Genomic DNA, 12,774 nt, shown 5'->3' with positions numbered 1-12,774 from the left:
CGCCGCGTCGGGCGGGGCGGGGGCGCGAACTCGCGGGGAACGCGGGCGCTGATCAGATCAGCTTGCCCAGCGCCACCGCCGTGTCGGACATGCGGTTCGAGAAGCCCCACTCGTTGTCGTACCAGGAGAGGACCGACACCAGCGTGCCCTCCATCACCTTGGTCTGGTCCATGTGGAAGATCGACGAGTGCGGGTCGTGGTTGAAGTCGACCGAGACGTTCTTGTCGGTCGTGTAGCCGAGCACGCCCTTGAGCGGGCCATTGGCCGCGGCCTTGATGGCGTCGTTGATCTCTTCCTTCGAGGTCGCCTTGCGGGCGATGAACTTGAGGTCGACGACCGAGACGTTCGGGGTCGGCACGCGCATCGCGAAGCCGTCGAGCTTGCCGTTCAGCTCGGGCAGGACGAGCCCGACGGCCTTGGCGGCGCCGGTCGAGGTCGGGATCATCGAAAGGGCCGCCGCGCGGGCGCGGTAAAGGTCCTTGTGCATGGTGTCCAGCGTCGGCTGGTCGCCCGTGTAGGAGTGGATCGTCGTCATCATGCCGCGCTCGATGCCGACGGCCTCGTGCAGCACCTTGGCCACCGGGGCCAGGCAGTTGGTGGTGCAGGAGGCGTTCGAGATGACGAGGTGGTCCTTCGTCAGCTTGTCGTGGTTGACGCCGAACACCACGGTCAGGTCCGCGCCGTCGGCCGGGGCCGAGACGACGACGCGCTTGGCGCCGGCCGTCAGGTGCGCCGCCGCCTTGTCGCGCGAGGTGAAGATGCCGGTGCATTCGAGCGCGATGTCGACGCCGAGATCCTTGTGGGGAAGCTGGGCGGGGTCGCGCACCGCGGTCACCTTGATCGGGCCGCGGCCGACATTGATGGTGTCGCCCTCGACCGTGACCTGATGGGGGAAGCGGCCGTGCACGCTGTCGTAGCGCAGCAGGTGCGCGTTGGTCTCCACGGGGCCGAGATCGTTGACGGCCACGACCTCGATGTCGGTGCGGCCGGATTCGACGATGGCCCTCAGGACGTTCCGGCCGATGCGGCCAAAACCGTTGATCGCGACGCGGACAGCCATGGTTCACTCCCTCGCAAGCTGGTGACACACACCGCAGCCGGCAGGCGACTGGCCCGGGCTGCGCTCGAAACGCCGCCGCAGCGGTTCAGAGCCGGCTCGTCGCCTGCTCCGCCACCGCCTCGGCCGTAATGCCGAAATGCGCGTAGAGCTCCTTGTAGGGAGCGCTTGCGCCGAAGCCGGACATGCCGACGAACCCTCCGTCCGCGCCGACGATCCAGTCCCATCCCATGCGGATGCCGGCCTCGACCGCGACCTTGACGGGCGCGTCGCCGATCACGGCCGCCCGGACGGAAGCGGGCTGAGCGGCGAAGAGTTCCATGCACGGCACGGAGACCACGCGCGCGGCGACGCCGCGCGAGGCGAGGATCTGGCGCGCCGCCATGGCGATCTCCACCTCGGAGCCCGAGGCGAACAGGCTCACTTTGGCCTTGCCGCCCTCGGCCGGGGCCAGCTCGTAGGCGCCCTGGGCGCAGAGATTGGCCTTGCTGTGGGAGGTGCGCACCGGAACCAGGTTCTGGCGCGTCAGCGCCAACAGGCCCGGCGTGCGCTCGGCGGCGAGCGCCAGCTGCCAGCACTCCGCCGTCTCGACCGGATCGGCCGGGCGGAACACGTTGAGGTTGGGAATGGCGCGCAACGCCGCCAGGTGCTCCACCGGCTGGTGGGTGGGGCCGTCCTCGCCGAGGCCGATGGAATCGTGGGTCATCACGTAGACGACGCGCACGCCCATCAGCGCCGCGAGGCGGATGGCCGGGCGGCAGTAGTCGGTGAACACCATGAAGGTCGCGCCGGCCGGCACGACGCCGCCGTGCAGGGCGAGGCCGTTCATGGCGGCTGCCATGCCGTGCTCGCGGATGCCGTAGTGGATGTAGCGCCCGGCGAACTCGCCCGGCCCCACCACGGCGAGGTTCTTGGTCTTGGTGTTGTTGGACGGCGTCAGGTCCGCCGAGCCCAGCACCAGCTCCGGCATCGCCACGGTGATCGTCTCCAGCGCCACTTCGGAGGCCTTGCGGGTGGCGATCGTCTGGGGCTCCGCGGCAAGCCGCGCCTTCAGCGCGTCGATCGCCTCGTCCAGCCCGGCCGGGGGCCGGCCGGCGACACGACGCTCGAACTCGGCCCGCGCCCCGGCGTCCATCGCCCCCAGCCGCTTCGCCCAGCCCTCGCGCTCGCCGCGCGAGCGGGTCGCGGCCTGCCGCCACGCCTCGAGCACGCCCTCGGGCAGCGCGAAGGGCTCCGCCGGAAGGCCGAGCGCCGCCTTGGCCCCCGCCAGTTCCTCGGCGCCGAGCGCCTCGCCGTGCGCCTTGGAGGTGCCGGCGCGCTTGGGCGCGCCGTAGCCGATAATCGTCTTGCAGGCGATCATCGACGGACGGTCGGACGCCCGGGCGCGCTCGATGGCGGCGGCGATGGCGTCCGGGTCGTGCCCGTCGACGCGTTCGGCGCGCCAGCCGGCGGCCTCGAAGCGCTTCACCTGGTCGACCGAGTCCGACAGCGACAGCGGGCCGTCGATGGAGATGCCATTGTCGTCGAACAGCACGATCAGGCGGGACAGCCGCAGGTGCCCGGCGAGCGCGATGGCCTCCTGCGAGACGCCTTCCATCAGGTCGCCGTCCGAGGCCAGCACGTAGGTGTGATGATCGACGAGATCGCCGCCGAACTCGGCCGCCATCAGGCGCTCGCCGAGCGCCATGCCGACGGCGGTCGCGATGCCCTGGCCGAGCGGGCCGGTGGTCGTCTCGACTCCCGGAGTATGGCCGTACTCCGGATGGCCGGGGGTGGCCGAACCGAGCTGGCGGAACCGCTTCAGCTCGTCCAGCGTCACGCCCTCGACGCCGGTGAGGTAGAGCAGCGCGTAGAGCAGCATGGAGCCGTGGCCGGCCGACAGCACGAAGCGGTCGCGGTCCGGCCAGTTGGGCGCGGCGGGATCGAACTTCAGGAAGCGCGTGAACAGCACCGTGGCCACGTCCGCGGCGCCCATGGGCAGCCCGGGATGTCCCGACTTGGCCTTTTCGACGCCGTCCATCGCCAGGCTGCGAATGGCGTTGGCGAGGGCGGAATGCTGTGCGCGGGAAGTCATGGGCGGGGTCCAGGCTTGCGGGGGCGGGCTCCTGATAGCACCTCGCCCCCGCGAGTCAATGCGACCGGGAGCTGGAGCGCGGCTGAAATCGCGGCGGGAGAACCGCCCGGTCGGCACGGTCGGCGCGTTGACGCTCGGACGAACGGGGCTCTAGGATTCGGCCGGAACCGTCTGGCGGCGCGCTGATTCTCCCGTCGTCCCTGGCCAAGAGCGGAGCCCGATGCCCCTGACCGATACTTCCCCGCCAACGGCCGTCGACGAGGCGCTCGCGCGGCTGTCCGCCTCCCTCAGCGTGCTGGAGGCCGCCGTCGCGCGGCGGCTTGAGGCGGATCGCTCGAAGGGCACGCTGGAGACGGAACTGGCGCTGATGCAGGACGACCGAGCGCGGCTCGCCGTCGAGCTGGACGGCGCGCTGGCGCGCGCCAATCGGCTGGAGGACACGGCCGGCGAGCTGGCCGAGCGCATCGACCGGGCGATCGGCTCGGTGCGCGCCGTCGTCGAGAGCGCCAGCGAGGACTGAACGGGCGCCGCCCCAACGCGACGACAGCAGGGAGCCGAGAGTGGGCCAGGTCACCGTCACCATCGCCGCCAAGGTCTATCGCATCGCCTGCGACGACGGGCAGGAGGAGCATCTGCGCAACCTGGCCGCCGACGTCGACGCCAAGATCGAGGACATGCGCAAGGCCTTCGGCGAGATCGGCGACAACCGCCTGACCGTGATGGCGGCGATCACCTTCGTCGACGAGCGCCAGGAGCTGAAGGGCCGTCTGGCCAGGCTGGAGGCCGAGCTCTCCGAGCTACGCGCCCGCACCGGCCGCATGGCCGACTCGCTCGGCGAGGCGCAAGGCGAGATGGCCCGCGCCATCCACGAGGCCGCCGACCGCATCGAGAGCGTCGCCCGCCAGCTCGCCCCCGCGCCGCATGGCTGACGCGTGGCGGCGTTGCGCGTCCGGGCTGGCAATCGGCGGCCCGAGGCCCTATCTTGGTGGGGCGGGGCTGCGGGGTGCGTGAGGACAATGAATCCCCGGGGCCTTATCGATCCTAACGGGAGCTGTTCCTGCCCTCGTCCGTGGACTTGGACAAACGGCGCCCACCTACGTTGTAGGTTTCCCGGGATCGATCGTCCCACGGCCATCGTGGCTCCGCGCTCTTCATGACCATGCCGCCTTCTCCCCTGCGGGACATCGACAAGGCCGCCCTGCGCGCCGCCGCGCTGGCCCGGCGCGACGCGCTGCCCGCCGAGACGCGGGAGCGTTATTCCCACGCGGTCGCCGAGCGCGCCGCCCGGTTGCCCCTCGGTCCCGGCCCGGTCTCCGGCTTCTGGCCCATCCGCAGCGAGCTCGACCCCCGCCCGCTGATGCGGCTGCTGGCGGCGCGCGGCGCGACGCTCGCCCTGCCGCGCGTCGAGCGTCCCAGCCTCTCGTTCCGCAAGTTCGCCTTCGACGACCCGCTGGTTTCCGCCGGCTTCGGCCTCAGCGAGCCGCCGCCCCATGCGCCGGTCGTCAGGCCGGCCGTGATGCTGGTTCCCCTCGCCGCCTTCGACCGGCGAGGCCACCGCATCGGCTACGGCGCGGGCCTGTACGACCGCGCCATCGCGGCGGCCGCCGACGGCGCGCCGCTGCTGACCGTCGGCGTCGCGTTCTCGACCCAGGAAGTCCCGTCCGTGCCGGACGAGGCGCACGACCGCGCGCTGGACTGGATCGTCACGGAATGCGAGACCATCGCCCCGGGCGGGGCGTAGATCCAGGGTTTCCTCATGCGACTTCTCTTTCTTGGCGACGTGGTGGGCCGCCCCGGCCGCAACGCCGTCGTCCGCCGTCTTCCCGGCCTGCGCGAGGCGTGGAAGCTCGACTGCGTCGTCATCAACGGCGAGAACGCCGCCGGCGGCTTCGGCATCACCGAGGCGATCTGCGACGAGCTGATCGAGGCCGGCGCAGATGTCGTGACGCTCGGCAACCACTCCTTCGACCAGCGCGAGGCGCTGGTGTTCATCGAGCGGCAGCCGCGCCTGATCCGCCCCGCCAACTACCCGGCCGGCACGCCGGGACGCGGCGCCGCCATTGTCGAGGCCCGCAACGGGGCGCGCGTGCTCGTGCTCAACGTCATGGGCCGCATCTACATGGACGCGCTGGACGATCCCTTCGCCTCGGTCGAGCGCGCCTTGCAGGACTGCCCCCTCGGGACGGCCTGCGACGCCGTGCTGATCGACGTTCACGCCGAGGCGACCAGCGAGAAGCAGGCGATGGGGCACTTCGTCGACGGCCGCGCCAGCCTCGTCGTCGGCACCCATACCCACGTTCCCACCGCCGACTGGCAGATCCTGCCCGGCGGCACCGCCTACATGACCGACGCCGGCATGTGCGGCGACTACGACTCGGTGCTCGGCATGGCCAAGGAGGAGCCGGTCCGCCGCTTCCTGCAGAAGACGCCGGGCCCCCGCATGGAGTCCGCCTCCGGCGAGGGCACGCTGAGCGGCGTCGCCGTGGAGGTCGACGACCGTACCGGGCTCGCCCTCGCCGTCGCCCCGGTCCGGCTCGGCCCGCTCCTGGCGGAAGCGGCGCCGCCCTTCTGGGCCTGAGCTCCCTCGCCACCTTCCTTTATTTCCGCCGCGCCCCGACGTATAAGCCCCGGCGATTTCCTTTCGCCGGAGCCGTGGCGGCGCGCAGCCAGCGCCCTGCCCGCGCCGGCTGCCGATCCGGGGATGCACATGGCCGGCCATTCACAGTTCAAGAACATCATGCACCGCAAGGGCCGTCAGGACGCCATGCGGTCGAAGCTCTTCTCCAAGCTCGCGCGCGAAATCACCGTCGCCGCCAAGCTCGGCCTTCCCGATGCCAACATGAACCCGCGCCTGCGCGCCGCCATCCAGGCCGCCCGCGCCGAGAACATGCCCAAGGACAATATCGACCGCGCGATCAAGAAGGCGCTCGGCGGCGACGCCGAGAACTACGAGGAGATCCGCTACGAGGGCTACGCCCCGGGCGGCGTGGCCGTCATCGTCGAGGCGCTGAGCGACAACCGCAACCGCACCGCCGGCGAAGTGCGCTCCTATTTCACCAAGGCGGGCGGCTCGCTGGCCGAGACGGGCGCGGTGTCGTTCATGTTCGACCGCGTCGGCGTCATCGAGTTCGACGCCGGCGTGGCCAGCGAGGACGCCATGATGGAGGCGGCCATCGAGGCCGGCGCCGACGACGTCTCCAGCTCCGAGGACGGGCACGAGATCGTCACCTCGCTGGAGACGCTGCGCGACGTTCAGAAGGCGCTCGAGGCGAAGTTCGGCGAGCCCCGCAAGGCCGCCCTGGTGTGGCGCCCGCAGAACACGATCGGCGTCGACGACGAGGCCGGCGAGAAGCTGCTGCGCCTGATGGACTCGCTCGACGACAACGACGACGTCCAGAACGTCTACTCCAACGCCTCCTTCTCCGACGCGCTGATGGCCAAGATGGCCGGCTGATCGCCGGTCCGGGGCGCGCGGGCTTTACGCGGGCCCGCGGCGCGCCACAATGGGCGCGGGAGGACGCGCCATGGCCGAGCCGATGACCCGCGACGAGATCCGCGAGGCGCTGACGCGCCTTCCCGGCTGGACGATGGACGAGGCGCGCGACGCCATCACCCGGCGTTTCGTGTTCGCCGACTTCAGCGAGGCGTTCGGCTTCATGGCCCGCGTCGCGCTCGTGGCCGAGGCTATGGACCACCACCCCGAGTGGAGCAACGTCTACCGCACCGTCGACGTGACGCTGACCAGCCACGACGCCAACGGCGTCACGCGGCGCGACCTCGACCTCGCCCGCGCCATGGACCGCATCGCGGGCCAGTAGCGGCGCGCCGCTACAGCTTGATGTCGTAGGTCACCCATGGGGTGCGCGCGGCCAGCCGGTCGTAGACCGCCCTGGCGCGGTAGTTGTCCTCGGCGGTGATCCACCGGATCACCGACCAGCCGCGCCGCCGGCCCTCGTCGCGCAGCCAGGCGAGCAGCGTGTCGGCGGCGCCGAGGCCGCGCGCGGCGGGGTCGACGAACAGGTCGTCGAGAAAGCCGCCCGTGCTGGCGCTGAGCGGCCGGGCGAAGCGGCGGAAATGCGCCAGCCCCACCGGCGCGCCGGAGGCGTCCACCGCGACGACGCCCTCCACCTCGTGCGCCGGGTCGGCGATCCACGACCAGACCCGGGCGCGCATCTCGGGCGTCTGCTCCACCCTGTAGAAGGCCGCGTAGCCGGCGTAGAGGCGCTCCCACGCCTCCCGGTCGGCGGCTTCGATCGGGCGTATGGCGACGGACATGGCCGGCTCCTCGGTGGGTCGGGCGATGTTTCGACGGTCAGGGACGGCGCGGCCTATTTCGGCTGCATCCGCAGCGCGCCGTCGAGGCGGATCGTCGCGCCGTTCAGCATGTCGTTGTCGACGATGGCGGCGACGAGCCTCGCGTATTCGTCCGGCCGGCCGAGGCGCGAGGGAAAGGGCACTCCGGCCTCCAGGTTGCGGCGGAACTCCTCGTTGACGCCGGCCAGCATCGGCGTCTCGAACAGGCCCGGCATGATGCTGACGACGCGGATGCCGTAGCTCGCGAGGTCGCGCGCCACCGGCAGGGCGAGCCCCGCCACGCCGGCCTTGGAGGCGGCGTAGGCGGCCTGCCCGATCTGCCCGTCCTCCGCCGCCACCGAGGCGGTGCAGACGATGACGCCGCGCCCGCCGTCGGGCGTCACCGGGTCGAGCCCCGCCATCGCGGCGGCGCACCGGGCCACCATGCGGTAGGTGCCGACGAGGTTGATGGCCAGCACGCGCTCGAAGGCGGCCATGTCGTGGGCCACCAGTTCGCCAGTGTCGCGCTTGCGGGAGACGGTGCGCATGGCAGGCGCCACCCCGGCGCAGTTGACCAGCACGCGCTCCACGCCGTGGGCGGCGCGGGCCGCCGCGAGCGCCGCGTCGACTGACGCCTCGTCGGTGACGTCGGTTTTCACGAACAGGCCGCCGATCTCCCGCGCCACGGCCGGGCCGCGCGTCTCGTCCCTGTCGAGCGCCGCGACCTTGCAGCCTTTGGCGGCGAGCAGGCGCGCCGTGGCCTCGCCGAGGCCTGAGGCCGCGCCCGTCACCACCGCCGCGACGCCGGGACCTAGCTGCATGGCGTGTTCCTCCCCATCTTGATGCGACGGGATTTAAGCAAGCCGGCCGCGTCGCGCCTAGTGCGTCGTTGGACGGACGCTCGTCCCGGCCCCGGCGCGCCCGGCTCGTGGCGCCCGGGGGAACCGCCCTCGCCCCGTCAAGCTTGAAGGACGGGGAGCACGCCGCGACGAGCCGGGAGTGACCTGATGACCGCATCGCCCGAGGACCCGATCGTGCGTCGCCTGACGCCGGAGGAGGTCGAGGAGATTCGCCGCTCCATGCGCGACGAGAAGCGGCTGTTCGACGACGTGCGGGCGCTGCTGCGCCGCGTGGGACGCAAGCTGCCCTTTGCCGAGGACGTCCTGGCCGCCTATTACTGCGCCCTCGACCCGGCCACGGAACGGCGGGTGAAGCTGACGATTCTCGCCGCCCTGGCCTATTTCGTCATGCCCTTCGACGTGCTGCCGGACCTGCTGCCGCTGATCGGCTTCACCGACGACGCGGCGGTCATCGCCACCGCCATCGCCACCGTGGCGGGCGCGATCAAGCCCGAGCACCGCGAGCGGGCCAAGGAGACGCTGGACGCCGACGCCTGAGAGCGTCAGTCCACCACCAGCCGGAGCGGCTTGTCGAGGACGCGCAGCACGCGGGCCAGATCGTGGCCCCGCTTGAGGATGAGGCCGCTGGCGGCGATGACGGCGTAGGCCCCCTGGCGGCGAGCGAGGCGGGGGGTCTTTTCGATCCGGTACAGCGGATACTCGTTGGAGCGGCGGAACACCGAGAACACCGCCTTGTCCTTCAGGAAGTCGAGCGCGTAGTCGCGCCACTCGCCCTCCGCCACCATGCGCCCGTAGAGATCGAAGAGTTCGCGCAGTTCGTGCCTGTCGAACGCCACCTGGGCGGGGGTCTGCGCGAGACCGGCCGAAACGGCCGTCTCGCGAATCCTGGACCCCGCCAGCGGCTCCGATGCGTCGATATCGCTCATCGCGCCTCGCTGCCTGTCACACTTTCGGGACAGTTTGACACGCTTCGCCCGGCCGGGGAACCCGGCAAACGGCCCCGCCGGGGCGTTTGAAACGGGCCTCGCGGGCCTCTCACGCCGGTGTGATGCTCCGCCATTATTCGGCCTTGCCGCCGTCAATCGGACGCCCCGATGGAGCGCGATCCTCTTACCGTTGCCCAAGGGCCCGGTGTCCGCTCCGGCTTGAACAGCCCCCCAGCTCCGGACGGGGACCGGGTCCGACTTCATTCAGGACCCTGTCCAGTGTGAACTCTCTTCGGCCGGCGTCTCGCCGGCCTTTTTTTGGGCCCTCTCCCGAGACTTGAATTTCGCTCGCTCCGCCGCGATATCGGCGCGGGGGCGACGAGGTTCGCCCCGCGAGAGCCCACGCGGCCAGACCCACGAAAATCAGCACGCCGAGCAGAAGAGGCACACCGTGGCGACCACTGACCAGACGCGGGCGGAGAGCCGCCCGTTCGAGGCGGACGTCTCCCGCCTGCTGCACCTGATGGTGCATTCCGTCTACTCCGAGCGCGACATCTTCCTGCGCGAGCTGGTGGCCAACGCGGCCGACGCCTGCGAGAAGCTGCGCACCCTCGCCCTGCAGGACCACGCGCTGCTCGGCAACGACCCGGACCTGCGCATCACCATCGCCGCCGACCCCGACGCGAAGACGCTGACCGTCGCCGACAACGGCATCGGCATGAACCGCGACGACCTCGCGGACGCGCTGGGCACCATCGCCCGCTCGGGCACCCGCGCCTTCCTCGATCAGCTCGGCGAGCAGGGCGACGGATCGCGGCTCATCGGCCAGTTCGGCGTCGGCTTCTATTCCGCCTTCATGGTCGCCGACCGCGTCGACGTGGTCACCCGCAAGGCCGGCGAGAGCGCCGCCTGGCGCTGGTCGTCGGACGGCCAGGGCAGCTACACGATCGAGCCGGCCGGCGACGACGCCCCGGCGCGCGGCACGCGAGTGGTGCTGCACCTCAACGAGCAGAGCCAGGAGTTCGCCGGCGGCGCGGCGGTCGAGCGTATCGTGCGCGAGCACGGCAGCGCCGTGCCGGTGCCGATCGACCTTGTCGAGAAGCCGGGCGAAGCGCCCCGCCGGATCGCCGACGGAGCCGCCATCTGGGCCAAGCCGAAGAGCGAGGTGTCCGAGGAGGACTACGCCAATTTCTACCAGTCGGTGAGCGGCCAGTTCGACGCGCCGGCGCTGACCATGCACTGGCGTGCCGAGGGGCGGCACGAATATTCCGTGCTCGCCTTCGTGCCCTCCACGCCGCCGCTCGCCCTGTTCGACCCGCTGCGCAAGGGCCGCATGAAGCTCTATGTGCGGCGCATATTCATCGCCGACGACATCGACCTGCTGCCGGGCTGGATGCGCTTCGTCTCGGGCGTCGTCGACAGCGCCGACCTGCCGCTCAACCTGTCCCGCGAGACGATCCAGGAAAGCCCCATCCTGGGCGCGATCCGCAAGGGCGTCGCCAACCGGGTGATGTCCGAGCTGGAGAAGCTGGCCGACAAGGAGCCCGAGCGCTACGCCAAGGTGTGGGAGGCGTTCGGCGCGGTTATCAAGGAGGGGCTCTACGAGGACTACGAGCGGCGCGACGGCCTGTTCAAGCTGGCCCGCTTCGCCACCTCCGCCCATCCGGAGGGCGGGCGCTCGCTGGCCCAGTACGTCACCGACCTGCGGCCCAACCAGACGGCGATCTGGTACCTCGTCGGCGACGACGCGGCGCGGCTCAAGGCGAGCCCGCATCTGGAGGGCTTCAGGGCGCGCGGCGTCGAGGTGCTGCTGCTGTCCGACCCGGTCGACGCCTTCTGGGTGCAGACCGCCGTCGGCTACGAAGGCAAGCCGTTCCGCTCCGTCACGCAGGGCGCGGCCGACCTCGACGCCGTGCCGCTGGCCGAGGGCGCCGCCGCGCCGGCCGCCGAGCCGAGCGCGCCGGTCGCCACCGTGCTCGCCTTCATGAAGGAGAAGCTCGGCGACGCGGTCGCCGACGTGCGCCCGTCGACCCGGTTGGCCGAGAGCCCGGCCTGCCTCGTCGCCGCCGAGGCGGGGCCGGACCGCGGCCTGGAGCGCATCCTCGCTGCGCATGGCCGGCTGAAGGAGGCGTCGAAGCCGGTGCTGGAGATCAACCCCGGCCACGCTTTGGTGGCGAGCCTCGCCGAGCATTTCGGGCGGGGCGAGCGCGACGCGGTGGAGGACGCCGCCTTCCTGCTGCTCGATCAGGCCCGCGCCGCCGACGGCCTGCCGCCCGCCGACCCCGCCGGCTTCGCCGCCCGCCTCGACCGCGTGCTGCGCAAGGCGCTGGGCTGACCGGGCCTTCCGGAGATTAAAAGGGCGGACGCCAGGCCGCCCGTTTCCGGAACCCAAAGGGCGGACACAAGTTCGCCCGTCCCCAAATCCCAACGGGCGGACTTCGTCCGCCCGTTCCCGGAATGCCGGAGCCTTGGCGGAGGCATGTCCGGGAGCCAGCGCATGGATGCTGCCGCGAAGCGGCGCTTTACAGGCCTTTTCATTCGGACGCGCTGACGCGCGCCATGTTGCGCTGGGTCCCGGCTCCGGTTCCGCTGTCGCTGCACCGGTCCGGGAACGGGCGGGCTGCTTCGCATCCCGCATAAAGTACCCACATCCCACGCGCCCAAAGGGCGGACGCCAGTCCGCCCGTTCCACGCGGAATGTTCCCGCCATCCTGCCGGATGCGGGGCTTGGCTTGTGTTCTGCGATGCCCGGAAGGGCGGCGCGGAACGGCGGGGGCCTCGTCCCGCCGGCGGATGCCGGAGGGTGAGGTTAGTACCGACGAGAGTTGACCCCCGCCGTTCCGCGCGCGGTGTTTGAGGCTTGCTCCGCTTGGTCCCAGGGGGCATGACACTCACCCTGTTTGGTCCCGCAAGCCGGCTGGCCCTTGCCTCCCGATCGACCCTCGCCCGCATATCGCGTGACGAAGTCCGTCCTTGAAGCTGAGAAACCACCCAGCCCGGGTTACTGTCCCGCTGTTGGCGGCGACGAACCTGAGCGGCTTGGGCCGCCGGCGCTCGGGAGTGCGTGACGCTCCCTCGAACCGGCCACCGCCCCCCACCCGCATCGGCCACGCTGCAGACGCCCCTTCCTCGGGTGAGGACGAGAGCCATATAGGCATAAATTCCTGAGATTGTCAAGCGCGGAATTGCGCCGAAGGCGCGGACGCCCCCCGCTTTCGCTTCGGGGTTCCGGGAACGGGGTGGCGGACTGTGTTCGCCCATTCGCGCCGTGCCCGGGAGCGCGGGCCTCCGGGCCGCCCGTCCCCGGGATGCCGGAGCCTTGGCGGAGGCAGGCCCGGGGCCCAGCGCAATATGTCGCGCGCAGCGCGTCCTGATGGCCTTTTCTGTTGAGCGCCGCTTCGCGGCAACATTCCTACGCTGGCTCCCGGATACCCCTCCGCTATCGCTCCGGGGTTCCGGGAACGGGCGGACTGGTGTCCGCCCTTTGCGCTATCGCTCCGGGGTTCCGGGAACGGGCGGACTGGTGTCCGCCCTTTGCGCTATCGCTCCGGGGTTCCGGGAACG

13 protein-coding genes and 1 other RNA gene are annotated in these 12,774 nt (G+C 71.3%); 9 read left to right on the top strand and 5 right to left on the bottom strand.

Annotated features, from left to right (window positions below; all coding sequences use genetic code 11):
* Positions 1–52: 52 nt before the first annotated feature.
* Positions 53–1,060, bottom strand: coding sequence for a type I glyceraldehyde-3-phosphate dehydrogenase (gene gap / locus NK718_RS16640; protein WP_254744565.1), 1,008 nt, complete (start codon positions 1,058–1,060; stop codon positions 53–55).
* Between the two features lie 85 nt (positions 1,061–1,145).
* Entirely contained in the window at positions 1,146–3,131 is a 1,986-nt protein-coding gene (gene tkt, locus NK718_RS16635) for a transketolase (RefSeq protein ID WP_254744563.1), read from the bottom strand.
* Between the two features lie 220 nt (positions 3,132–3,351).
* On the opposite strand from tkt, the gene NK718_RS16630 reads away from it, so the two are divergent.
* From NK718_RS16630 to NK718_RS16600, 7 genes are all read left to right on the top strand, one after another.
* On the top strand, positions 3,352–3,651 hold the full coding sequence (locus NK718_RS16630) for a DUF4164 domain-containing protein (RefSeq protein WP_254744561.1): 300 nt from the start codon (positions 3,352–3,354) through the stop codon (positions 3,649–3,651).
* Positions 3,652–3,691: 40 nt separating this feature from the next.
* Positions 3,692–4,060: a cell division protein ZapA gene (locus tag NK718_RS16625; protein ID WP_254744559.1), complete on the top strand. Its 369-nt coding sequence runs from the start codon at positions 3,692–3,694 to the stop codon at positions 4,058–4,060.
* A 61-nt stretch (positions 4,061–4,121) separates the two neighbouring features.
* Positions 4,122–4,278: non-coding RNA, 6S RNA (ssrS, locus tag NK718_RS16620), on the top strand.
* 6 nt (positions 4,279–4,284) lie between these two features.
* Positions 4,285–4,872, top strand: a complete 588-nt coding sequence (locus NK718_RS16615; protein ID WP_254744557.1) for a 5-formyltetrahydrofolate cyclo-ligase — start codon at positions 4,285–4,287, stop codon at positions 4,870–4,872.
* Between the two features lie 15 nt (positions 4,873–4,887).
* Positions 4,888–5,709: a TIGR00282 family metallophosphoesterase gene (locus NK718_RS16610; RefSeq protein ID WP_254744555.1), complete on the top strand. Its 822-nt coding sequence runs from the start codon at positions 4,888–4,890 to the stop codon at positions 5,707–5,709.
* Positions 5,710–5,838: 129 nt separating this feature from the next.
* The gene (locus NK718_RS16605; protein ID WP_254744552.1) at positions 5,839–6,585 is read left to right on the top strand and encodes a YebC/PmpR family DNA-binding transcriptional regulator; all 747 of its coding nucleotides are present in this window, start codon (positions 5,839–5,841) and stop codon (positions 6,583–6,585) included.
* 70 nt (positions 6,586–6,655) lie between these two features.
* Entirely contained in the window at positions 6,656–6,949 is a 294-nt protein-coding gene (locus NK718_RS16600) for a 4a-hydroxytetrahydrobiopterin dehydratase (RefSeq protein ID WP_254744550.1), read from the top strand.
* Between the two features lie 10 nt (positions 6,950–6,959).
* Here the strand turns inward: NK718_RS16600 and NK718_RS16595 are convergent, their stop codons facing one another.
* Positions 6,960–7,406 carry a GNAT family N-acetyltransferase gene (locus NK718_RS16595; RefSeq protein WP_254744548.1) on the bottom strand — a complete coding sequence of 149 codons (447 nt, stop codon included), beginning with the start codon at positions 7,404–7,406 and terminating at the stop codon, positions 6,960–6,962.
* 53 nt (positions 7,407–7,459) lie between these two features.
* Entirely contained in the window at positions 7,460–8,245 is a 786-nt protein-coding gene (locus NK718_RS16590) for an SDR family NAD(P)-dependent oxidoreductase (protein WP_254744546.1), read from the bottom strand.
* A 186-nt stretch (positions 8,246–8,431) separates the two neighbouring features.
* Here NK718_RS16590 and NK718_RS16585 point away from each other — a divergent pair, with 186 nt between their 5' ends.
* Positions 8,432–8,821: a YkvA family protein gene (locus NK718_RS16585; RefSeq protein WP_254744544.1), complete on the top strand. Its 390-nt coding sequence runs from the start codon at positions 8,432–8,434 to the stop codon at positions 8,819–8,821.
* Positions 8,822–8,826: 5 nt separating this feature from the next.
* Here NK718_RS16585 and NK718_RS16580 read toward each other — a convergent pair whose 3' ends face one another.
* Positions 8,827–9,210 carry a DUF2794 domain-containing protein gene (locus NK718_RS16580; RefSeq protein ID WP_254744542.1) on the bottom strand — a complete coding sequence of 128 codons (384 nt, stop codon included), beginning with the start codon at positions 9,208–9,210 and terminating at the stop codon, positions 8,827–8,829.
* Positions 9,211–9,661: 451 nt separating this feature from the next.
* Between NK718_RS16580 and htpG the strand changes: the two genes are divergently transcribed.
* A complete protein-coding gene (htpG, locus tag NK718_RS16575; protein ID WP_254744540.1) occupies positions 9,662–11,545 on the top strand; it encodes a molecular chaperone HtpG in 1,884 nt (627 codons plus the stop codon).
* Positions 11,546–12,774: the final 1,229 nt, after the last annotated feature.

It is taken from the genome of Alsobacter ponti (assembly GCF_024294805.1).
Taxonomy (GTDB): Bacteria; Pseudomonadota; Alphaproteobacteria; order Rhizobiales; family Beijerinckiaceae; genus Alsobacter; species Alsobacter ponti.
This window is presented reverse-complemented; position numbering and strand designations above follow the sequence as displayed.